The following is a 21,225-nucleotide window of genomic DNA, read 5'->3' on the forward strand; positions in this document are numbered from 1 at the left end:
GGCATACACGCGGGTATCGCATACATTCCACTCCACCGCAGCAGGCTTTACCACGTTGACCAACGCAAGGCTTTGCCGACGGTGCGAAAAATCGAGAGTCGCCAATCGACCGCATCTTGCATATCGACAAAATATGGAAGGAGACATGAAAAAAACGATCGCTATCCGCACGCCGCTGTTAAGTGTTGCCGTCCTCAGCTGCTTCGCCGGTGCGGCACACGCAGCGGATCCCTCACAGACTGCAGAGGGCGGGGCTCAGCCGGCACAGGTTGCCCAGACGGACAGCAAGGCATCCAGCACCACGCCGGTTTCGGCCGCCGCGCCGCTGACGCTGTCGCAGGCCAGCACCGTGACTGCGCCGCTCTCGCCGCCGCCCGGACTGTACACGCCGCCGACCTCGTGGAACGACACGTATATCGGCTATCGCGTCGGCACCAATTTCTACTACCCCGGTGTGCGAACCGAGGCCGGCGCACCCGCCAAAATCACGCAGAACATCGGCTATCTGACGACCACGGGCGGCTTCAGGTTCGGCAGCTACGCGTTCAACGTCGATTACCTCGTATCGAGCATGGCGAACCCCGAAGCGGGTCCGACCAATCAATACGGTTATCCCACGCCGGGGCCGGGCGGCGCGCAGGAGCTCTACAGTGTCGGCCGTGTCTCCTTCAGCGCCGGCAAGATTTTCGGCCGATCGTTTTCCTATGGCTTCATGCGGGACTTCGGCCTGACGGTCGGCTATGAATTCGGCACCAAGAACGATGCCTTTGGCCAACGGGCCCGCATGCTGGTTGTCGGGCCCACCATCGACCTTGCCATACCGAACGGGTTCTGGAACATCACGCTCGGCGTTCGCACCGAGAGCAATCACGACGGCATCACGAACGTGGATGTGCATTTCAACCCCGCCGTGCACCTCGAGAGTTCCTGGCTCTACAACTTCCGTATCGGTCCTGTGCCTCTGGTCTTCAAGGGCTTCGCAAGCGTCACCGGGCCGAAAGGGAAGGATGGCGCCGGAGTCGATACCACGACGGAGTTCCTGACCCGCGCGTATCTGCTGGCGGACGTCGGATCGTTCGCCGGCCATCCGCGCACGGCGTACATGGGTATTGGCTACGAATACTGGCACAACATGTACGGCACGCCGGCTTCCGAACAACCGGGCACGACGCAGACATCCGTGCCGATGTTCGTGGCCGAAATCCACTTCTAAAGCAGGGGTGACGGTCATCGGCAACCGCAGTGCGGGTTGCCGATGACCGCGGATAACGAATCCGTGCTGCCTGATGGCTAGCCGCCGAGCGCAATGATCGCCATCGTCAGCACGATCCCAAGCAGCGTCATCGCGAAGCCCGCTTTCATCGCGCCCGCGCCGGTGTAGCGTCCGAGCGCGAAACCGGCAGTGAAGAGCATCGCGAGCGTGAGTACGCGGGAGACGACGAGCGCCACTGTGTGATCCCTCACGAGGATAAACGGCAGCGCAACGGGGAACGTCGATATGACGACGAGCAGAAAAACGCCCAGTGCCCCAAGAAAGTCGTCGCGCCTGAAATGCGCGCGAGGCGGCAGCGTAGGCTCTGCGGCGAGGCGCGCACGAATCAGCTCGAGTTCATCGTCGTCGACGAGCGGCTCCAGCGCCCTCGGCAACGCGGCGCGCAACGCCCGCACGGCTGCGGCGCGGTCCGATTCGCGCTTCACGGTCAGGGCGAGCGTCAGGCGCTGTCCGCGATCCGCGAGCGTGCGGACCAGATACATCACGGCGTCGGCGAGGCCCCAGGCGAGATTGCAGCCGAGGGCGGCGAAGAACAGTTTGCTGCCGGCGTCCTCGCCCGCCGTGACCGCCTTGACCGCGCCGACGAACGTCAACGCCATGAACAGGCCAAAGCACAGTTCGGTCACGCGCTCGACCGTATTGAGTATGGGCTCGCGCTTTTCAGACGTGGTCTGCTGTGTCGGGGTAGCGGTATTCATATGGCCTCGTACAGGAGGAGATGAGCGGTCATGGCGTTCTCTGTTCGGGATGGCGACTGGCAGACGATATGCCATCGCGCGAAATGGCATGCTGCGCTTCCCACCACGCGGCTAGCGCCTGTTCGAGATTGAGGAACATGCGCTCGTGTCCAAGCACGCTGCCGAGCGGCGCCTTCTCGACCACGGCGAAGACTTCGGGATTGAGGCCCACCACCCAGACTTCGATCCCGCTCTCGCGACATTGCTTCTCGGCCTCGGTCAGCATCTTCAATGCTGTGTACTCCACATCGAAAACGGCCCGCATATCGAGCGCCATGACCCTGGGGCGCGTCTGGGCGAGCAGCGGCATGATCTTGTGCACGATGTTGGCGGCGTTGAGAAAGAAAATGCGTCCCTCGGGACGCAGGAGCAGCAGTCCGGGAAAGTCCTCGTCGTCTGGATGCTCGTCCGATACCGGGCGGAATACGTTCGTGCCGGGCTTGCGCCGCAGCACGTACACAGGGGGATCGGAGACCTGATGGGCGAGTGCGACGAGTGAGACGACGATGGCGATCAGAATGCCTTGCAGCGTGCCGAGCAGCACGACGCCCACCAGCGCCACGACCGCCCAGACGAACTCGGTTCGCCGGATGGCGAGGATCGCGCGGAAGTCCGCCGGATTGAGCAGGCCGATCGAATAGACGATCACCACGGCAGCGAGCGTGGCGTGCGGCATGAGGCCGATGACGGGCGCGAGCAGCACCATGGTGCCGAGCGTCACGGCCGCGGTGGCGAGTTCGGCCAGTTGCGAATGCGCACCGGCCAGCCGGTTGACGGCCGTCTGGGTCGTCCCGCCGCCCGCGGGCATCGAGCCGAACAGCGCGCCCAGCGCATTGCCCAGGCCCGTCGCCAGCAGTTCGCGGTTCGGCAGCGGAACGGGTTCCCCGCTGAGCGCGAATGCGCGCCCTGAAGCAATCGTTTCGGTAAAACTCATCAAGGCAATGCCCACCGCCGCCGGCCAGAGCGCGCCGATCAGCGAAAGATCCGGCATCACGAACGACGGCAGTCCGGTCGGGATCTCGCCGACGACCTCCACGCCGTACCGCTGCACGCCGGCAAAAGCGACGCACGCAATCCCGAGCGCCACCGCAATGAGCGGGGCCGGGGACTTCGGATACCAGTGTTCGAGCGCGACCAGCACGACGATCGTCAGCGCGCCCATGGCAACCGTCGCCATCGACGCATGGGGAAGCCCTGCAGCGAGCGCATACACGTTATGAAAGAACGATCCTTTCACGACGTGAATGCCAATCAGTTTCGGCAGTTGATCGAGCACGATGACGATGGCGATGCCGGCCTTGAAGCCCGTCAGCACCGGCTCGGAAATGAAGTTCGCGACAAACCCCAGCCTGAGCAAGGCAGCGAGCGCGAGGAAGAGGCCGACGAGCAGCGTGAGCGTGGCGGTCGCGACGACCAGTTGGGCGGTGTTGCCATCGGGCGCAACCTGACCGAGCGCGGCCGCGCTCAGGATGGCCAGCGTCGCGCTGGTGCTGACGCTCAGTGGCCTTGACGTACCGAAGAGCGCGTAGATCACCATCGGCACGAACGCCGTGTAGAGCCCGGTCTCGACCGGCAGTCCGGCAACGGTCGCGTAAGCCATCGCTTTCGGCAACACGACAGCCGCCGCCGTGACGCCCGCGACGATGTCGGGTTTGATCCACGCTGTCCGGTAGTCGCGTACCCATTCGAGCACGGGAAGACGAAAGCTGGATTTGCGGTGCGACGCGGACTGATCGCGCATGATGCTGTGGCCTCCAGGAACAGAAACACTACCGACGCACATCGACGTCGAATGTCTCACCGCTGCCTTCCCGTGGGCTACTGCATTCAACGTGCCGAAGCGGAAATTTGACGAATCCCATGTTGTGGATCAAGCGTCAATCGGACTTTGGTCCTACTGCGGCCGGGGGCAATCGTAACGGCAGGGTATGGGCCGATGGTCCTATAGAGAAAGCTCGCGAGCGGTTGCACGATTCAGTTCGTGCAGGCGACATCGTCGCCGGCCCGGCGCGGCCCGTAACGAACCTGTCACGTGCGTCTGCCAGTGTCTACAGAGACAGCAGCCATGTCCGCCTTCGGGGCTACGCGCGTGACTGCCCGGCATATTCGTAAGCATTCCTTTCATTCAATCGAGGCGGCGGACGTCGCGTTAGCCACCCGCTCGCGGACCAGAAGGTGATGCCATGATCGACCTAGCCAATCAATATGCGCGTTGCCAGGAAACAGGCGGCAAAGTTGCCCGGGTCCTCGCAAAGCGATCGCAAGTCGCGCAAACCCAATTCAGTCAGCGTTTAGCGGATGCGGCTGAGCGCCTGGGCGAGAGCGAGCAACCCGCTTCGGCGAGCCCCGCATGGGCAACTGCGCTGGACCCCTGGGCCGGTTACCGCTACGCGGTGGACGTCGCCGAGCGTTCCGTGCTGTTCTGGGACACCTTGCGTCAGCGCGGCAATGGTTTCGTCGAGCAGGCGCGCAACGGTCTGCAACCCGTCCTCCATTTCGGCCACGAACTCGTGATCGACGGCCGCAAGCTGGCGCGGCCGGTCAACTACGCGCTCGTGCGCCTGCTGCCGCCCGACGGTGTGGTCATCGACGTTAGCAAGCGTCCTTATGTGATCATCGACCCGCGTGCGGGCCACGGTCCCGGCATCGGCGGGTTCAAGGTCGATTCGCAGGCCGGCGTTGCGCTCAAGGCCGGCCACTCCGTGTATTTCGTGATCTTCTTTCGCGATCCGGAGCCCGGCCAGACCCTGCTCGATGTCTGTGCGGCGGAAGCGCAGTTCGTCAAGAAGGTGTGCGAACTGCACCCGGACAGCCCGAAACCGGCGATCGTCGGCAACTGTCAGGGCGGCTGGGCCGCCATGATGCTCGCGAGTTCCGATCCGGACCATACGGGGCCGCTCGTCATCAACGGCGCGCCGATGTCGTACTGGAGCGGCGCGTGGAGCGAAGGCGAGGGCGACAATCCCATGCGCTACTCGGGCGGCATGCTGGGCGGCACCTGGCTCGCGTCGCTGACGGCCGATCTCGGCAACGGCAAGTTCGACGGCGCCCATCTCGTGCAGAACTTCGAGAACCTCAATCCCGCCAACAGCCTGTGGGACAAGTACTACCACCTGTTCGACAACGCCGACACCGAGCCGCCGCGCTTCCTCGACTTCGAGCGCTGGTGGGGCGGCTACTACCTGATGAACCGCGAGGAGATCGAGTGGATCACGCGCAATCTGTTCGTCGGCAACACACTCTGGTCGGGCGAGGTTCGGGGTCTCGACGGGACGGCGTTCGATCTGCGGGAAATCAAGTCGCCGATCATCCTGTTCGCGTCACTGGGCGACAACATCACGCCGCCGCAGCAGGCATTCAACTGGGTCGCCGATATTTACGGCAGCACGGAGGAAATCAAGGCGCGCGGTCAGGTGATCGTGGGGCTCGTGCACCAGAGCATCGGCCATCTCGGCATCTTCGTTTCGGGCAAGGTGGCGAAGAAGGAGCATCAGCAGATCGCCTCCGTGCTCGAGGCGATCGAAGCCTTCCCGCCCGGTCTCTACGGCATGGAGATCGCCGAGCGCGGGAGCGAAGACGGTAAGACGGAATACGACGTGTCGTTCCGCGAGTACCGGCTCGAAGATATCGCCGTGCGCCTGAACCGGTTCGAGCGTAGCGATGAGCAGCCGTTCGAGGCCGTCAAGCGCGTATCGGAGTTGAACCAGCGCGCGTACGAGCTATTCCTGCAGCCGTGGGTACGGGCATGGTCGAACGAAACGACGGCGAACCTGCAGCGGCAGTTTCATCCGCTTCGCGCGCAACGCTGGGCGCTTTCGGACCTGAATCCGTGGCTCGCATGGCTTGGGCCGGCTGCCGAGGCAGTCCGGGCAAAGCGGCATGCCGAAGCCCGTGAGGACACCCGGTTGCGGGAATTCGAACACTATGGCTCGGAGATGATCAGTGCGTCGCTCGACTTCTATCGCGCGATGCGCGACGCCATGACGGAGAGCGCGTTCTTTTCCTTCTACGGCAACATGTACGCCGTCGAACACGGCGAAGAGGCGCGAGCCCGACCCGCCGCGGCGGCCGGAGACCACCGCGATTTGCCCTACGTGAGGGACGCGTTGGCGTCGATGACCGAAGGCGGCTACACGGAGGCGCTGGCTCGCGCCGCTTGCCTGCTCGCGCGCCGGGGCGAGCCGCTCCCGCTCGCGCGGCTTGCGCTGCGCAGCGAACTCGCGAAGGACTATGCCGCGTATTTGCCCCAGCTTCCGGGCGACCAGTGGAGGCGCGTGCGCGGCGAGCAGGAAATCATCGTGCGTTACGAGCCGGAACAGGCGCTCGCCACGCTGCCGCATCTGCTGGAAGACCCGAAGGACCGGGAGAAGCTGCTCGGACTGGCCGAAAAGCTGCTGGCGGACCGGCGCGTTCAGGACGCCGGGCCGACCGCCACGCAGCTCAGCATGCTTGAGAAGATCCGTTCGTCCCTGCCGCTGGAACGTGCGCCGGCAGTCCGGTCCGCCGCAACGATGCATCAAGTCCCCGAGGCCCCGACCACCCGCGTGGCACCCGATCTCAAGGAGGCGTCGTGAAGCGCGAACACGAAAAGTTTGAGCGGCTTGCCAGCGGTCCGTCGTTGCTCGCCGGCGCGCGAGCGGCAGGGTAGCACCATGGCCGACGTCATCCTCGTTCTCAATGCCGGTTCGTCGAGCATCAAGTTCAGCGCGTTCAATGCGCAGCCGGACGATCTGCCGCTTGTCATGCACGGCCAGATCGAAGGGCTGCTGTCGGCACCGCGTTTCGTCGCGTTCGATGGCAAAGGCGTGCTGACCGGGAGTCAGGATTGGGGCACTCAACCCCTTGGGCATGATGAGGCCGTTGCTCACATCGCCCAGTTCCTGCGCAGTCATCGCGACGGCAACCGCCTGGTCGCCGTCGGGCATCGCGTGGTGCATGGCGGCCAGGGATTCTCGAAGCCCGTGGCCGTCACGCGCGCCGTGCTGGACGAACTCGACAAGCTCACGCCGCTCGCGCCGCTCCATCAGCCTCACAACCTGAAGCCGATTCGCGTCATCGCCGAGCGCAACCCGGAGTTGCCGCAAGTCGCGTGTTTCGACACGGCGTTTCATGCGACGCAGCCTGCGCTTGCCTCGACGTTCGCGCTGCCGGCAGCGTTGACGGAGCGAGGCGTGCGGCGCTACGGCTTCCACGGCCTGTCTTACGAGTACATCGCGAGCACGCTGCCCGATGTGGCTCCCGACGCCGCGAAAGGCCGCACCGTCGTCGCGCATCTCGGCAATGGCGCGAGCATGTGTGCGATGGACGCGGGCAGGAGTGTGGCGAGCACGATGGGCTTCACCGCGCTCGACGGGCTGCCGATGGGCACGCGCAGCGGCAATCTCGATCCGGGCGCGATTCTTTATCTGCTCGACGAACTGAAGATGGATACGCGCGGCGTCGAAGACCTGCTGTACCGCCGCTCGGGGCTGCTGGGGGTCTCGGGTATTTCGGGCGACATGCGTACGCTGCTGGCGAGCCACGACGCGCGCGCGGCCTTCGCGGTCGAGCTGTACGCGTATCGCATCGGACGCGAACTGGGATCGCTCGCCGCCGCGCTGCAGGGGCTCGACGCGCTGGTTTTCACGGCGGGCATCGGCGAGCACTCGCCGGAGATCCGGCGGCGGGCCTGCGCACAGGCTCGCTGGTGCGGGGTGGAAATCGACGGCAGGGCGAACGAAGCGGGCGGTCCCTGCATCAGCACGGCGTCGAGCAAGGTCTCGGTCTGGGTGATACCGACCAACGAAGAACTCATGATCGCCCGCCACACGCGTGACGTGACGGGCATTGCGTGAATCTGCGCGCTTGCCTTGGAGAGTCTGATGAGCCAGAGCGTTCAACACCCGGTGCTGACCGGAAAGAAGGCGTTGGTGACGGGTATCGCCAACGAGCATTCGATCGCCTACGGCTGCGCGAAGGCGTTCCATGAAGTGGGCGCCGATCTCGCGATCACCTATGCCGACGAGAAGGCCAGGCCATACGTGGAGCCGCTGGCAAAAGACCTCGGAGCGCCAATATTCATGCCGTTCAACGTCTCGAAGCAGGAGGAGCTGGAGGCGCTATTCGAGCGGATCGCGAGCGAATGGGGCGAACTCGACATCCTCGTGCATTCCGTCGCATGGGCGCCGAAGAACGATTTGCAGGGCGGGTTGCTCAACTGCTCCGCCGAGGGCTTTGCGGCGGCCATGGACATTTCATGCCATTCGTTCGTGCGCATGGCCCGGCTCGCCGCGCCACTGATGAAGCAGGGCGGCACCATGTTCGCGATGAGCTATTACGGCGCGAACAAGGTGGTCCCCAACTACAACGTCATGGGTCCGGTCAAGGCGGCGCTGGAAGCGTGTGCACGCTATCTGGCGTATGAACTGGGTCCGCAGCAGATCCGCGTGCACGCCGTATCGCCCGGGCCGCTGAAAACACGCGCGGCATCGGGCCTGAAGGACTTCGACGTGCTGCTCACCCAGGCGGCGGAGCGGGCGCCGCTCGGCGAACTGGTCGACATCATGGACGTCGGCTTCACCTGCGCGTACCTCGCGACGCCCTACGCGCGGCGCCTGTCTGGCGAAACGCTTTATGTGGACGGCGGCGTTCACATCATGGCGTAGGCACGCGAACGCCGCTGCCGGTCGCGAATCACAGCTGGAATGCGCGCACCGCCGAGCGCAACGTTTCTGCCTGTGCCCGCAGTGCGCCGGCTGCTTGAACGCCGTCCTGCACGAAGGCGGCGTTTTGCTGGGTGACGCGATCCATCACCGTGACGGCGGATCGACTGAAACGTTGAGTGAATTTTTTGTGACGCGGCTAATCGTCGCGCCGCGCGAGCGCGCCGTAGCACGGTTCACGCGGGCAGCGGCGCCGGACGTGCTGCCGCATTCGCGGCGATGTCGGCAATTGCACCGGCGCTCACGGCGTGGCTGTACAGGAATCCCTGGGCATGCGTGCAGCCGTTTTGCAGCAGGAAATCGCGGTGACCGCTGGTTTCGACGCCTTCCGCGATGAGTTCGAAATTGAGCGCCTTCGCCACGGCGATGACGGCGAGCGTGATCGCTTCCGTTTCCGTGTCCTGACCGATCTCGCGCACGAACTCGCGGTCGATCTTGAGGCGATCGACGCGAAAGCGCTTGAGATACCCGAGGCTCGAATAACCCGTGCCGAAATCGTCGATGGCGACGCGCACGCCCATCTCCCGCAGACCGGCCAGCGTGCGCGCGGCGAGATCGGGCGTGCGCATGAGCGCGCCCTCGGTCACCTCGAGTTCGAGCAGCGCCGGCGGCAGACCCGAATCGCGCAGTGCCTCCCGCACCTGCCCCATCAGGTCGCCATGCTCGAACTGCAACGGCGAGACGTTGACGGAGACGCGGATCGGCCGCGCCGGGTCCAGATTCCAGCGTGCCGCTTCCCGGCATGCTTCGCGCAGCACCCATTCGCCGATGCCGCGAATCAGGCCGGTTTCCTCGGCGACCGGGATGAACACGGCCGGCGACACGCTGCCGAGTTCCGCGTCGGTCCAGCGCAGCAGCGCCTCGGCGCCGATCATCGTGCCTGTCGCCATATCGATTTGCGGCTGATACAGCACGGTCAACGCGCCGTTGCGGAACGCCTGGCGCAGGCGCGTCGAAATGCGCAAGCGCGAGGTCGCGGCCTCGCTCAGTTCCGGGCGATAGAACTGGTACTGGTTGCGGCCGTTCTGCTTGGCCAGATACATCGCGGCGTCGGCGTTGCGCACCAGGGCGTCGGCGTCGTCGCCGTCTGCGGGGTAGAGGCTGATGCCGATGCTGGCCTCGATGAAGAGTTCGTGGCCCGCCACCCGGATCGGTTCCGTCATCGCGGCGAGCAGCGCGTCGAGCAGCGGTTCGAGCAACGGGGCGGCGCCGTCGGCGATGACCATGAACTCGTCGCCGCCATAGCGCGCCACCGTCCCGCGTTCGCCGACGACGCGCTCGATGCGCCGCGCGATCTGGGCCAGCAGCGCGTCGCCGATGCGGTGGCCGAGCGAGTCGTTGACCTCCTTGAAATTGTCGAGATCGAGGAAGATCATCGCCAGCGTCTTGCCCGTCCGGCTCGCCAGTTGCAGCTCGCGGGTCGCGCGCTCGTCGAAATACTTGCGGTTCGTGAGGCCGGTGAGCGCGTCGTATTCGGCCCGGTGCCTGAGTTCGGCCTGGGCGGCGAGTTGCGTCGTGACGTCCTCCATCACGCAAAGGGTCGCGCTGCGGCCGTCGAAATCCGTTTGCAGCTGGAACACGTTCATCGAGCGCAGCTCGCCGCTTTTCGTCCGATGTTCCCAGATGGCCGTGCCGTCGTCCTGGGCGCGCGCGTGCGCGAACGAGGCCCCGTGCAGCGCGGTCTTGTTCATGCGCAGATCGGCAAGCGTCAGCGAGAGCATCTCGCTCGCGCGATAGCCCAGGGCTTTTGCCGCCATGTCGTTGACGGCGACGAGCCGCATGGACGCGTCGTCGACGATCCAGATCGGCAGCGGGTTGAGCTGAAAGAGGCGCTGGTACTTCTTGCGGTTCACGTCCGCCGTCTGGAGCGCTTTGCGCAACGATTTCGTGATGCGCGCGTTGCGGCGCAGAAAGGCCAGCAGCAGGAAAGCCGCCGCCAGTCCCGAGCCGAGCAGGAGCGCCGAGGCCATTTGCGAATCACGCGACGCCCTGGTGACCGACCGGTCGAGATGCGCGTCTTCGTCCATGCGGATCTCGCCGATCTTCTGCATCGTCTGGAAAAAGCGCGCGTCGAGTTCGCCCAGCGACGGCGTAGCCACCGTCACGCTGCCCGGCTTGAGCATGGACAGCATCGCGAGCCGGTTGCTCAGGGCGCCCAGATGGCGAATCATGTCCTTCAACTCGTCGAGCAGGGCGATGCAGCGCTCGCGGCCTTCGCAGGTCCGCTGCGCCGCGTTGGCGTTGTCGATCAGCGCCGGAAGCGGATAAATGTAGGCGGCGCGCCGGTAGAACGGCCGCGTGCCGATGACCGTGTAGAGCTGCTCATGCTCATCGAGAAGCGCGTTCTGCAGTTCGTCGAGATCGCGCTTGGCCGATTCCACGGCACGCTGCTGCGCGAGCGCATAGCGCTGCTCATGAGATTGCCGCAGGGCGATGACGGTATTCAGGGCGATGGCCGACAGGATTGCAACGAGCGCCAGCGGCGCAACCAGGCGTGTTTTATGTGCGCGCCATACGTGCAGCACGCGCCATAGCCCGCTGAGCGCCGGCCGCGCGGCCGGATTTCGTGCGCTATCCGCCATCTTGCTGTCCTCACGCTGCATACTCGTCACCCTGCGCCCACAATCAATGCAATTGACATATCGACAAAGATCCGCGCAACTTGAGGGCAGGCAATCGCTATTTCGCCAGGGCGGATTGGGGACACGTGAAGAGCGGCCGAACTGTTCAGGCGCTTAATTGTGCGCAGTCACGTTAAAATCCCGACGCTCAATAAAAATGAAACGTTGAAAACAGGTGCCATGCGTATACGAAGTGGACTGGATATGCGTCGGGAGGTCCGTACGCCGATGTTGTTCGCCCCGCTGCTTTTGAACAAGGACGGCAAGGCTCTCGCCCAGGTCGCCGACCTCAGCTCGCGCGGGGCGCTCCTGCACGCGCGCAATGGTCTGCTGTTCCGCGGAGAGACGGTCTCGGGGTGGCTGCAGTCGGCGCCGATCGACGACGAAGACGAGATCGTCCTGGCCGTCGCGCTCGATGTTCGCTGGATCTCCGAGGATCAGGACAGAGGGTGGAGCCGCGTGGGTTGCGAGATGCACCCGCTGGATCAGCGCTCGATGGCCCGGCTGCAGGATCTCATTGCGAAGGCCGCGCCCTAGCCGATCAACGAGTCACGCCCAGACGCTAAAGTTTGTGTGCCGGCCGCCGAAAATCCCAGCATGGCGCACGAACAACCCAAACCACCGCAAGACGATCCGATCTGGGCAGAAGCACGGGCGCTGGAAGCCAGCATCCGCGCGATCAGACGGGCACAGGGAAGGCGGAATCCCGAAGACTGTGTGCCGGGCAGCCCGGAATCATTCGCGGTCATGGAAGCGTTCGTGCGCGATGTCGGGCGTGTGCTCGCGCTCGACATGCTCGAGCGTGAAAAGGGCAATGACATCGATCTGAACGGGGCGGACTCGACTGGTTAGACGATTAACGCAATAAATGATAAACATTATCATCAGGATTCCAGATTGACATCGGAAATGGATTAATCGGTTGAAAGGGATCGCTGCATTCACAACCTCATGGAATAGCCGCGCTGCCCTGATACAACCTGTTACATTGAGTCAAACGCACGGCCCTCAAGCCTCCCGCGCTCCTGTGGAAGACAACCGAAAGTAATCTTTCACGGCATTTTCTCATTCCGCGAGTTATCTCCTCTTGGGCGCTTTCGCGCCCAATTCATAATTCATATCAAGAGGTGAAGAATGAACGCGATCGGAAAATGGTTTGGAGTCAGGGCAATCGTTAGTGCGAGCGTGCTGGCGTTTGCGAGCATGGCCGCGGCAGCGCAGGATCAGGATGGCGATCACAACCAGCCATACACGCACGTTTTGCTGATCAGTGTGGACGGGATGCACGAGGCCGACCTGGAAAACTACATCAAGACGCACCCGCAATCCACCTTCGCGAAGCTCGTCAAACACGGTGTCGAGTACACCCATGCCTCGACGTCCCGGCCCTCCGACTCGTATCCCGGGCTCCTTGCATTCGCAACCGGCGGCAGCCCGCTGAGCCACGGCGTCTTCTATGACGACACCTACGACGCGACCCTGTACCCGCCGGGAAGCAATTGCACGGGCACGCCCGGCACCGAGGTGACCAACTTCGAAGCGCTCGACTGGGATCTCACCCAGCTCGACGGCGGTTCGCCGCCTGCGGGGGCCACGTACGACCCGCGCAATCCGCACATCAATCCCGCGAAGCTTCCACTGCGCAAGACGGCCGGCGGCGCCTGCGTGCAGGTCTGGCCGCATCTGTACATGAAGAACGGCACGAATACGATCTTCGAGATCATTCATCAGGCCGGCATGCGCACCGCCTGGTCGGACAAGCACCCGGCCTACGAGATCGTGAACGGGCCTTCGGGGCTCGGCCTCGACGAACTCTACGCGCCCGAGATCAACTCGACCTCGCTGCAAGCCAATGGCTTCCCGAGCGCGCCCGCGACCGTCGACTGGACCGCCGACCCGATATATACCCGGGCTTATGACGGCTTCAAGGTCAAGGTCGTATTGAACTGGATTCATGGGCTCGATCAGACCGGCGCGAAGCAGGTGGGCGTCCCCGCGATCTTCGGCATGAACTTCCAGGCGGTGAGCGTCGGGCAGAAGGTCACGTCCGCGATGGAAGGCACGACCACGACGCGCGGCGGCTATCTCGACGCCGCCGGGACGCCGACCGTGCCGCTCGAACAGTCGCTCGACTTCGTCGATGCCTCGCTGGGCCAGATGTACGACGCGCTCAAAGCGGGCCATCTCCTGCATTCGACGCTGTTCATCGTCGGCGGCAAACATGGCCAGTCGCCGATCGACCTGAAGAAGCTTCACATGCTGAGCGGTTCGAAGAACGCTTATGCGACCGCCGACGTCAGCGATGTCGCCACCGTGCTCGGCAATGGCGGCGTGCCGGTCGCCCAGGAAACTGCCGACGACGTGTCGCTCATCTGGCTCAAGAACCACGGCGATGCGGCAAAGGCGGTCTCGCTCCTTGACGCTGACGTGGCGAGCGGCAATTCCACTCATATCCAGACGCTCTATCACGATGCAGCGCTGAAGGCGATCTGGGGCGACCCTGCCCAGGGCCGTGTCCCCGACCTCATCATTCAGCCGATACCCGGAACGATCTACAGCAAGAGCGCGGCGAAGCTGGCGGAGCACGGCGGACTCTACACCGACGATACGAACACGTTGCTGGTGGTCTCCAACCCGAAGCTGCAGAAGAATGTCGTCAATACGCCGGTGACCAACATGCAGGTGGCGCCGACCATCCTGAAGGCGCTCGGTCTCGACCCGCACAAGCTGGTTGCCGTTCAGCGCGAAGGCACCCAGGTCCTTCCGGGCCTGCAGACCACGGGAGACGACGACTCGGGCGGCAATTCGCAGCAGTAGCGTGAGCGCGCCGGCGGTCCATGTTTGGCTTGGGGCCGCCGGCGTGTCGTGAAGATACGCACCCGCCGCCGCAACGTTCACGATTGCGCGGGCGTAAAGCCGTCGGGACTCCAGTCCTCGCTGCCCACGCCGTGATGGACGTAAAAGAAACCTTCCGGGTCGTAGCGATCCTTGATCGTTTTCAGCCGCGTGTAGTTGACGCCCCAAAACGCTTCGCGCCAATCGTTGCGAAAAAAATCGGTCTCCGAAATATAGGAGCCGCTTTGCGGCGACAGCGCCTTGAGAATCGTCGCGGCCCTGCCGATATTTTCGGCGTTGCGATGTGCCTGCGCCATGTCAGGCGCGGGGATGGGCAGGCCGGGAAACGGCGGCGGGCCGCCGGTGGCGACGATCATCAGGCCGAAGGCGTCGGCGACTTTCGGATTCGTCGCGCACTGGCGCGCCTGCTCGTTCACCTCCGGCGGCGCACCCGCGAGTCCCTTGTTGAAATGCAGCTCGACGGCCTGAAACTGGGCCGCCGCCACGAAGGCGTCAACGAGCCGGCCGCGCTGCGCCGGTTCGAGAAGGGCCGCGGGCAGCCATTGCGATTCGTAGGCGTGCAGGAAGGCGGAGGCCTGCTCGCCATCGCCTTGCCACCAGCCGTGGTTGTGCGTGGCGCCCGCGCGCGGGTCGGGCACGAGTCCCGGGTTGGCTTCGACGTCCCACCAGCGGCGCGATGGACCGGCGCCGACGCGAGGTCCCTCGTTGAGAGTGAAATCGGCCGGCGAGGCGCGCACCCAATCGATGACTGGCGCCCAGACCGACTTGACCTGATGGTCGTCGAGGCCCTGGCACACCATCGCCACCTCGATCTCGTCGCTGTGAAAGATGAAGCGCTCGCCCCATGCCGGGTTGAACAGATGCTCTGCGTAGTGATCGACCAGTCGCGCAGCGAGCCGCCGGTAAGCCTCGGGCGATGAAGTCTTGACCTTGAACCTGGCCCAGCCGAAGTTGTCGGGCAGGTCATGGGTCTGCAGCGTGAGCCTCGTCACCACACCGAAACTGCCGCCGCCGCCTCCTTTGAGCGCCCAGAAAAGATCGGGCTCCTGGCATGCGTTGACCGTGCGGACAACGCCATCGGCGGTGACGATCTCCGCCTGGAGCAGACTCGCGGCGGCGAGTCCGTAGCGCTTCGACCAGGACCCGAAGCCGCCGCCCAGAACGAGGCCGGCGACACCCACGGTCGTACATCCGCCGCCCTGAGCATAGCGTCCCGCCTGCGTCGTGACGGCGGTATAGACGTCGATCCACATGCAGCCTGCCTCCACCGTCACAGCCGGCTGTGGCGGCGTCGGGCAGCCGGCCGGCACGAACGTGTCATGGAGTGCGATGCGGTTCATCCCGCGCGTCCAGATCAGCAGGGAATCCGGCGCGTTCGAGCCGCCAAGGTAGCTGTGGCCGCCGCCTTTTACCACCAGGCGCAAGTTGTGTCGGCGCGCGAAATTGACGCCCGCGACGACGTCCGCGGTCGAGCGGGCCGCCACTGCGTAGGCGCTTGCGTGCGCCGTCCATGCATCGAGCCAGCCGGAGATCTGGGTGGCGCCGGGATCGTCGCCGAGCGCGAACGGATTGCGCGCTTCCTTGATTCTCGCGAGGCACTCTGGCGCGTGGGGCGCTTGCGCGCAGGTCTGCCAGATCGTGGTGGGTTGCAGCAAATTTCCGCCGACTGCCTGGCTCAACGCCTCCCATTCCGGCGCTTTCGGCCACGCGGGATCGCCGGGCCGGATGCGGCCCGCGCGAGCGGCAACGGGTTGCGCGCCGGCAAAACTCGAGGTGGCGGTGAGGCACGGCAACGCGACAACCCCCTTCAGCAGGCAGCGTCGTTTCATGACGGCTTTTCTCCTCGCGACGAGTGAAACGCTTAGTTTTCCAAATTATGAGGCAGCGCAGCCAAGGCCCGCTGAAGCGAGCGGCCGGCTTCGACGATCGCCGCGTCTAACCCGTCGAGCAACAAGCGCACTCGCGGATCGCGCGGTCAGGATGGGTGTACTTCACGGTGTTGACGAGCAATGTGGCACCGCATCGCGTCGCACCGTCCCGCCATCGGCGTAAAGCGGTTTTTAGCCCAGAGGGGTCGGGGGTTCTTTTCATGATATCAGCAATGCTGCGCGCGTCTGGGGCGCGCAGCATGTCGCGGGCCGCGGCGCTCGCTTGCGCCTCGCTGTCGTCCTGGCGTGCCGATATTGCGTTATTGCTGGTCGGCCGGGGACACGACGCTCGGGGTCGCGAGCGAATTGTTGCTCTTCGGCCCGCTGGTGTGAGGCGCCACGTCAGGGTTCATGCCCTGCTGCTGGGGTGAGTTCGGCGGGGCCATACCCATGCCGCTATCGGAGGTCGTGGCGCCAGGCATGCCGTAGCCGCTCGACGTGTCGTTCATCTGGTTCGTCGTCGCTGCGGGCGCCGTGCCAGGGTTCGATGAACCGCTGCTGCCCGTGCCTGCGCCCGCCGGCGCCGTTTGTGCATACGTACCGCCCGACAGTGCGAGCAGGGCGGCGGCCGCGATAAGGGTGCTGGTTGCCTTGGTCATGATCCGTACCTCCTTGAGACTGGGTATCGATGCAGACGATTGCCGCCTGCCTGACCATGAATTCCGCAATCGCCGTGCCGCCTGCGCTCGTCGACGCTTATTCGCGCCGGAACGATGAGTCGTTGCAGGCGCAAGCAGTTGAAGCCGGCGCCGTTGAAATCGCGACGATCTAGGCGTCCTGTTTTCCGTCTCGCGCCGCGCTGCGTCCCGGCACGCGTCCGAGTGCCCATCGCCCGAGCAGCGCAAGTGGCAACACGCCCAGCAGCCGGTGCGCCGCCCAGGCCGCGAGCGCGCCGTTCACGGCAATGGCGAGCGATGCCGCAGCAGCAGCCCCGACGCTGCCGCCCATCGGCGCGAGCACGGCGAGGCCCACGAGCAACATGGCGACCGAGTAGAAGTTGATTCGGTACAGGACGGAAGTGTGCGCTGTCATGCCCAGCAGTTCGGGCATGGCGGTAAAGCAGGCCGCGGCGATCTGGCCGAGCGCGAGCACGCGCAGCGCGGCCGCGCCGCCGCCGAAGCCCGGCCCGAACAGGCGCAGCAAGTGTTCGGGAAAGAGCAGCATGCAGAGCGCGGCGGGCAACGCGAGGCACAGCACGAGGCCCGCCGCCTGGGCCGCGCTTTTGTCGAGCCCATGCCGGTCGTTGCGCGCGAAAAGGCTCGCGAACTTCGGCGCAGCCATGCCGGTCACGCCGCTGATCAGCAGATTGATGACGAGCGCGAGACGCCACGCCAGCGCGAAGAGCCCGGTCTCGCGCGACGAGGCGACGATGCCGAGCACGATGGCGGGCGCCGAGGTGATCAACAGCTTCGTGAATTCCAGCGTGAAAAGCGGCAAGCCCGCCTTGAGCAGGCGCGGCGGTTCGGCGGGCGCTGGTGCGCTAGCGGGCACGCCGGCAAGAAAACGCCTGAGCAGAAACGCGCCGGTCAGCGCGGTGAGCGTGAAGCTGGCGGCGATCAGCATGAGCGTGCTGGCGACGCTCATGCCGTGCGTCAGTCCGAGCGGGATGGCGACGGCGCAGAAGATCGCGGGCCAGAGCCAGGAATAGATCATCTGGCTGCAGCCCACGCGCTGGAGTCCGGCAAGCGCCCCCGCCATGGCCGCGCCGAGATTTTGCGGGATGAACGAGAGCGCGCCGAGCGCGAGCGGCCAGGCGAGTTCGGGTTTCTTCAGCACGGCGTGCGCGAAGGCGAATGCGCCGGCGCCAAGCGCGATCGAGATGGCGGTGGAGGCGAGCAGCACCAGCCACAGCGCGCGGCGGATGGCGGGCCGCACGCCGCGCGCCTCGCCCGCCGCGAGGTCCATCGCGATCTGCCGCGTGAGCGCCTGGTCGATGCCGAGGCGCCCGAACCCCGCGAGCGCCACCATCGTGCTGAACACGATATAGAAGTCGCCCGTCTGCACCACGCCCAGCATGGCGGCGATCAGCAGATGGAAGCCGTAGCGGCTCGGCAGGTCGAGCAGGCGCACGCCGAGGCTCACGAGCGAGCCCCGGATCATCGAGCCGCCGTTTGGGCGCGCGGGCACGCGCGCTTCGCGGGCTTCACTCATGCTGCGCCTGTGCGCCGCGCAGGACGAACAGCGTCACGCTCTGCGCGGGCAGGCTCGCGCGCAGCGTGCTGTCCTGGTAGCGCGCGTCGGGCATGCGGAACAGCTGGTTGTTCGCGAGCCGCCAGGTTTCGGCCACGCCGCTCGCCGCGAAATGAGCGAGCGTGACGGCGGCGTCGGCGGGGCGGTCCAGCTGCTTGTTGATGACCACGAGCGTCAGCGCATGGTCGCGCTCGCGCAAGGCGGCGAATGCGGAAACGGTGTCCGGGTCGGGCGCGTTCGCGGCAATGCTGGTCGCGCCGAACGCCGCGCCGTTGCCGTCGTAGTTGCGGTAGAGCTTGAATGCCTTGTACACCGGCATCGAGGGATCGAGCGTGCCCCAGCGCGTGGCGATATCCAGCCCCTCGCGGCCGAAAATGCCGAGCACGTCGGCCTGGGCCGTCGCGCCGTTCATCAGCGTGTCGCCGCCCCAGTTGTATTCCGTGATGCCGATGGGCGTGCCCGGGTAGTAGTACGTATCGACCCAATGGCGCATCAGCGGGATCAGCGCCACGACGCTGTTGATCCACGTGGGGTCTTTGTAGTTCGGGTCCCACAGGTCGCGCGTGGAGCGGTTGCGCGTGAGCGCCACGGCCTGCGAGTTCGTCACGCCCGTTTCGGCGTATTCGCCGCCCTGCGGGTAGAAATGCAGGCTGAACACGTCGACCGGATGGCCCGCCGCTTTCCATTGCGCGAGTAGCCAGGGCACGTACGGCATGCCTTGGGTTTCGCCCGTGCGGTCCGGCGTGTGATCGAGGCCGTGGTCCGCGGCGTACTGCTGGTCGAAGCCACTGTAGAAATAGCCCTGCCAGCCCCATTCTTCGGGCGCGACGATCTGCGCGTGCGGGTCCGCCGCCTTCACGGCGCGCGCATAGGCGATCACCTTGCCGGCGATTTCGCTCGCATGCGCGCCCGTGGGATGCACGTCGCGGTGTATGAGCTGCCAGAGGCTCGGCTCGTTGTCGAGCGCGTAGTAGCGCACGCCGCCCCCGCTCGCGCCGCCGAATTGCTTCACCAGATCGGCGACGCGCGCCTGCTCGTTTTGCGGGTCGTCGGGCGTCGAGGCGTCGTTCGCGTCGTTGCCGGCAATCGGCTTGCCGCCGGCCGCCACGCCGTTGCCGGCGTCGGCGTGACCGTTCACGTCGTGATTCGGCTGCGGGCCGTACTTGTCGATCGAGAAGCTCGCGAGCGTCTCGCGCGCCGGTCCGAGTTTCGCCACACGGCCGAGCATCGGAATGGTCACGATGGGCGTGGCGCCCGCCGCCTGGGTGAGCGCGACGAAACGCTCGCCGAACTGGTCGTTGATATCGGCTGGATTGACGGCGAGGCTCTCGAAATACCAGTCCTTGCCCGCGTTGCGTGCGTCGAGGCGCCAGTTATAGGCTGAGGCGCTGTTGCCGCCCGAGCGGTTGATGGGCGCGCGCAGGTCTTGCAGGACGGCCGTCGTGCCGAAGTTGACGCCGTAAATCAGCGGGCTGATGGGGTGCCGGCCGGCGGCGGCATCCACCGGGATGGCTACCGGCAAGGGCGTGCCCGAGGTCGCGTCGGTGCAGGCCGCCGCGCCCGACATGAGCAGCGCGCCCACCAGCAGCGCATGCAGGTTGGGGCGCTTGATGCGCTTGTTGCGCTTAGGGCGTGGCATGGTGAACCTGCAGATCGGCATGGTCGTCGTGATGGCCGTCCAGCTCGCCCACGCGCCAGATGTACGCGAAGATCGCGAGAATGACCGCGGTCTCGCCCGGCGTGAGGGTAGGCGGGTAAAAGAATGAAATGAGCAGGACGTAGACGAGATAGTCGAACAGCGCGCCGAGAAAATCGTCGTCGACCTTCTTGCGCAGGCGCCGGTAGAACACGATGCCGCGCAGCTGGAAGAACAGGATGATGAGCGCGCCGATCAGGCCGTACTCGAACACGATGCCGAGCCACGTGATGTCGGCGAGGAAGAAAAAGTGGTGAAAGTAGTCGATCAGGTTGTCTTTGCTGGTCGAGCTGATCGTGCCCACGCCGAAGAGCCAGCGCATCGGCTCGCTGCCGAGGAACTTCGTGGCGAGCAGGATGGTGATGCGGCGCGTGTCGAAGCCCGTGCTCGCGTCGGTGCTGAAGGTCGTGGCGAGGTAGCCCGCCGAGAACAGGGCGACGAGCGCGACGGGCGCGGCGAGCAGCAGCAGGACGCGCGTGCGCATGCGCGACCAGGCGAAGGTGTTGATGACGAGCACGCCCATGATGCCGATGACCATGGCGCGCGTCTTGACGATCAGCAGCGTGACGGCGAACGCGACGACCACGCCGCACAGATAGCCCGCGTGCTTTTCGAAAAAGGCCCGCCGGTAGCAGAAGAACAGCAGGATGAGCGGGAAATACATCGACATGCGGATGCGATGGCCGCGGTTGTCGCTGCTGAAAAAGGGCGACTGGCCGATCACATACGACTCCTGGTACCAGTCGGAGGGCACCACGGCCCAGAGCACGATCAGCACCGCGAGAATGACGACGCCGAGCACCAGGAAGCCGCGCTCCAGCTCGCCGAGCGTGGGCTTGAGCGTGAGGAGCAGCGCGAGAAACGAGAAGAAATAGAGCACGGGCAGCAGCTTCACCTGCGCCGTGATGCTCGTGAAAAAGCCCTCGTGGAAATAGAACACGGCGGCGAAGCTCGGCACCAGCAGGAGCCACGCGAAGCTGATGAGGATTTGCCGCGTCATGGGAAAACGCGGTTCGCCGCCCAGACGCAGCACGGCGGGCAGCGAAATGACCGGCAGCGCTTTCGAGAGCGCCCAGAGCGGCACGAGCGTGCTCAGGTAGTGGAAGGTCTGGCCGAAGAGCGGCAGGAGCGCGAGCAGCCACCACGTGACCCGCCACCTGGCGGGCTCGCTCGAAAAGACCGGGGCAAGCCCGGTGGTCGTGGTGGCGGTTTCCATCGCGTGT

16 protein-coding genes are annotated in these 21,225 nt (G+C 65.2%); 8 read left to right on the top strand and 8 right to left on the bottom strand.

What is annotated here, in order from left to right; genetic code table 11:
- Positions 1-145 precede the first annotated feature (145 nt).
- The gene (locus AB4Y40_RS28000) at positions 146-1,213 is read left to right on the top strand and encodes a hypothetical protein (protein ID WP_368690611.1); all 1,068 of its coding nucleotides are present in this window, start codon (positions 146-148) and stop codon (positions 1,211-1,213) included.
- Between the two features lie 77 nt (positions 1,214-1,290).
- Here AB4Y40_RS28000 and AB4Y40_RS28005 read toward each other — a convergent pair whose 3' ends face one another.
- Together AB4Y40_RS28005 and AB4Y40_RS28010 are read right to left on the bottom strand one after the other, a co-directional pair.
- Entirely contained in the window at positions 1,291-1,971 is a 681-nt protein-coding gene (locus tag AB4Y40_RS28005; protein WP_368690612.1) for a VIT1/CCC1 transporter family protein, read from the bottom strand.
- A gap of 28 nt (positions 1,972-1,999) precedes the next feature.
- Positions 2,000-3,751 carry a SulP family inorganic anion transporter gene (locus AB4Y40_RS28010; RefSeq protein WP_368690613.1) on the bottom strand — a complete coding sequence of 584 codons (1,752 nt, stop codon included), beginning with the start codon at positions 3,749-3,751 and terminating at the stop codon, positions 2,000-2,002.
- Between the two features lie 442 nt (positions 3,752-4,193).
- Between AB4Y40_RS28010 and AB4Y40_RS28015 the strand changes: the two genes are divergently transcribed.
- The 3 genes from AB4Y40_RS28015 to fabI all read left to right on the top strand — a co-directional run bounded on the left by AB4Y40_RS28015 (position 4,194) and on the right by fabI (position 8,654).
- Positions 4,194-6,584 carry a DUF3141 domain-containing protein gene (locus tag AB4Y40_RS28015; RefSeq protein WP_368690614.1) on the top strand — a complete coding sequence of 797 codons (2,391 nt, stop codon included), beginning with the start codon at positions 4,194-4,196 and terminating at the stop codon, positions 6,582-6,584.
- Between the two features lie 78 nt (positions 6,585-6,662).
- Positions 6,663-7,844 carry an acetate/propionate family kinase gene (locus AB4Y40_RS28020; RefSeq protein WP_368690615.1) on the top strand — a complete coding sequence of 394 codons (1,182 nt, stop codon included), beginning with the start codon at positions 6,663-6,665 and terminating at the stop codon, positions 7,842-7,844.
- Between the two features lie 27 nt (positions 7,845-7,871).
- Positions 7,872-8,654 carry an enoyl-ACP reductase FabI gene (gene fabI, locus AB4Y40_RS28025; RefSeq protein WP_368690616.1) on the top strand — a complete coding sequence of 261 codons (783 nt, stop codon included), beginning with the start codon at positions 7,872-7,874 and terminating at the stop codon, positions 8,652-8,654.
- A 233-nt stretch (positions 8,655-8,887) separates the two neighbouring features.
- Here the strand turns inward: fabI and AB4Y40_RS28030 are convergent, their stop codons facing one another.
- The gene (locus tag AB4Y40_RS28030; RefSeq protein ID WP_368690617.1) at positions 8,888-11,293 is read right to left on the bottom strand and encodes a putative bifunctional diguanylate cyclase/phosphodiesterase; all 2,406 of its coding nucleotides are present in this window, start codon (positions 11,291-11,293) and stop codon (positions 8,888-8,890) included.
- 243 nt (positions 11,294-11,536) lie between these two features.
- Between AB4Y40_RS28030 and AB4Y40_RS28035 the strand changes: the two genes are divergently transcribed.
- The 3 genes from AB4Y40_RS28035 (at position 11,537) to AB4Y40_RS28045 (ending at position 14,149) form a co-directional block, all read left to right on the top strand.
- Positions 11,537-11,869, top strand: coding sequence for a PilZ domain-containing protein (locus AB4Y40_RS28035; protein ID WP_368690811.1), 333 nt, complete (start codon positions 11,537-11,539; stop codon positions 11,867-11,869).
- Between the two features lie 60 nt (positions 11,870-11,929).
- Entirely contained in the window at positions 11,930-12,184 is a 255-nt protein-coding gene (locus AB4Y40_RS28040) for a hypothetical protein (protein ID WP_368690618.1), read from the top strand.
- 282 nt (positions 12,185-12,466) lie between these two features.
- Entirely contained in the window at positions 12,467-14,149 is a 1,683-nt protein-coding gene (locus AB4Y40_RS28045) for an alkaline phosphatase family protein (protein WP_368690619.1), read from the top strand.
- Positions 14,150-14,226: 77 nt separating this feature from the next.
- Here AB4Y40_RS28045 and AB4Y40_RS28050 read toward each other — a convergent pair whose 3' ends face one another.
- Together AB4Y40_RS28050 and AB4Y40_RS28055 are read right to left on the bottom strand one after the other, a co-directional pair.
- Positions 14,227-16,017, bottom strand: a complete 1,791-nt coding sequence (locus tag AB4Y40_RS28050; RefSeq protein WP_368690620.1) for an FAD-binding protein — start codon at positions 16,015-16,017, stop codon at positions 14,227-14,229.
- Positions 16,018-16,376: 359 nt separating this feature from the next.
- Complete coding sequence (locus tag AB4Y40_RS28055) at positions 16,377-16,715, bottom strand: hypothetical protein (RefSeq protein WP_368690621.1); 339 nt, start codon at positions 16,713-16,715, stop codon at positions 16,377-16,379.
- Between the two features lie 29 nt (positions 16,716-16,744).
- Here AB4Y40_RS28055 and AB4Y40_RS28060 point away from each other — a divergent pair, with 29 nt between their 5' ends.
- A complete protein-coding gene (locus AB4Y40_RS28060) occupies positions 16,745-16,888 on the top strand; it encodes a hypothetical protein (RefSeq protein ID WP_368690622.1) in 144 nt (47 codons plus the stop codon).
- Here AB4Y40_RS28060 and AB4Y40_RS28065 read toward each other — a convergent pair.
- From AB4Y40_RS28065 to AB4Y40_RS28075, 3 genes are read right to left on the bottom strand one after another with little or no spacing between them, the layout of a single operon-like run.
- A complete protein-coding gene (locus AB4Y40_RS28065) occupies positions 16,885-18,267 on the bottom strand; it encodes a lipopolysaccharide biosynthesis protein (RefSeq protein WP_368690623.1) in 1,383 nt (460 codons plus the stop codon). The genes AB4Y40_RS28060 and AB4Y40_RS28065 overlap by 4 nt on opposite strands.
- Positions 18,260-19,945, bottom strand: coding sequence for a glycoside hydrolase family 44 protein (locus AB4Y40_RS28070; RefSeq protein WP_368690624.1), 1,686 nt, complete (start codon positions 19,943-19,945; stop codon positions 18,260-18,262). Before AB4Y40_RS28070 ends, AB4Y40_RS28065 begins: the two co-directional genes overlap by 8 nt.
- Positions 19,932-21,218, bottom strand: coding sequence for a hypothetical protein (locus tag AB4Y40_RS28075; RefSeq protein ID WP_368690625.1), 1,287 nt, complete (start codon positions 21,216-21,218; stop codon positions 19,932-19,934). The genes AB4Y40_RS28070 and AB4Y40_RS28075 overlap by 14 nt, the downstream gene beginning before the upstream one ends.
- Positions 21,219-21,225 lie beyond the last annotated feature (7 nt).

Source organism: Paraburkholderia sp. EG287B, assembly GCF_040965595.1.
GTDB lineage: Bacteria > Pseudomonadota > Gammaproteobacteria > Burkholderiales > Burkholderiaceae > Paraburkholderia.

What these genes read in the sequence shown, in the direction of transcription:
- AB4Y40_RS28000 (WP_368690611.1), top strand. Translation starts at nt 146, where the DNA reads ATGAAAAAAACGATCGCTATCCGCACGCCGCTGTTAAGTGTTGCCGTC.
- AB4Y40_RS28050 (WP_368690620.1), bottom strand. Translation starts at nt 16,017, where the DNA reads ATGAAACGACGCTGCCTGCTGAAGGGGGTTGTCGCGTTGCCGTGCCTC.
- AB4Y40_RS28055 (WP_368690621.1), bottom strand. Translation starts at nt 16,715, where the DNA reads ATGACCAAGGCAACCAGCACCCTTATCGCGGCCGCCGCCCTGCTCGCA.
- AB4Y40_RS28040 (WP_368690618.1), top strand. Translation starts at nt 11,930, where the DNA reads ATGGCGCACGAACAACCCAAACCACCGCAAGACGATCCGATCTGGGCA.
- fabI (WP_368690616.1), top strand. Translation starts at nt 7,872, where the DNA reads ATGAGCCAGAGCGTTCAACACCCGGTGCTGACCGGAAAGAAGGCGTTG.
- AB4Y40_RS28075 (WP_368690625.1), bottom strand. Translation starts at nt 21,218, where the DNA reads ATGGAAACCGCCACCACGACCACCGGGCTTGCCCCGGTCTTTTCGAGC.
- AB4Y40_RS28030 (WP_368690617.1), bottom strand. Translation starts at nt 11,293, where the DNA reads ATGGCGGATAGCGCACGAAATCCGGCCGCGCGGCCGGCGCTCAGCGGG.
- AB4Y40_RS28065 (WP_368690623.1), bottom strand. Translation starts at nt 18,267, where the DNA reads ATGAGTGAAGCCCGCGAAGCGCGCGTGCCCGCGCGCCCAAACGGCGGC.
- AB4Y40_RS28015 (WP_368690614.1), top strand. Translation starts at nt 4,194, where the DNA reads ATGATCGACCTAGCCAATCAATATGCGCGTTGCCAGGAAACAGGCGGC.
- AB4Y40_RS28045 (WP_368690619.1), top strand. Translation starts at nt 12,467, where the DNA reads ATGAACGCGATCGGAAAATGGTTTGGAGTCAGGGCAATCGTTAGTGCG.
- AB4Y40_RS28070 (WP_368690624.1), bottom strand. Translation starts at nt 19,945, where the DNA reads ATGCCACGCCCTAAGCGCAACAAGCGCATCAAGCGCCCCAACCTGCAT.
- AB4Y40_RS28060 (WP_368690622.1), top strand. Translation starts at nt 16,745, where the DNA reads ATGCAGACGATTGCCGCCTGCCTGACCATGAATTCCGCAATCGCCGTG.
- AB4Y40_RS28005 (WP_368690612.1), bottom strand. Translation starts at nt 1,971, where the DNA reads ATGAATACCGCTACCCCGACACAGCAGACCACGTCTGAAAAGCGCGAG.
- AB4Y40_RS28010 (WP_368690613.1), bottom strand. Translation starts at nt 3,751, where the DNA reads ATGCGCGATCAGTCCGCGTCGCACCGCAAATCCAGCTTTCGTCTTCCC.
- AB4Y40_RS28020 (WP_368690615.1), top strand. Translation starts at nt 6,663, where the DNA reads ATGGCCGACGTCATCCTCGTTCTCAATGCCGGTTCGTCGAGCATCAAG.
- AB4Y40_RS28035 (WP_368690811.1), top strand. Translation starts at nt 11,537, where the DNA reads ATGCGTCGGGAGGTCCGTACGCCGATGTTGTTCGCCCCGCTGCTTTTG.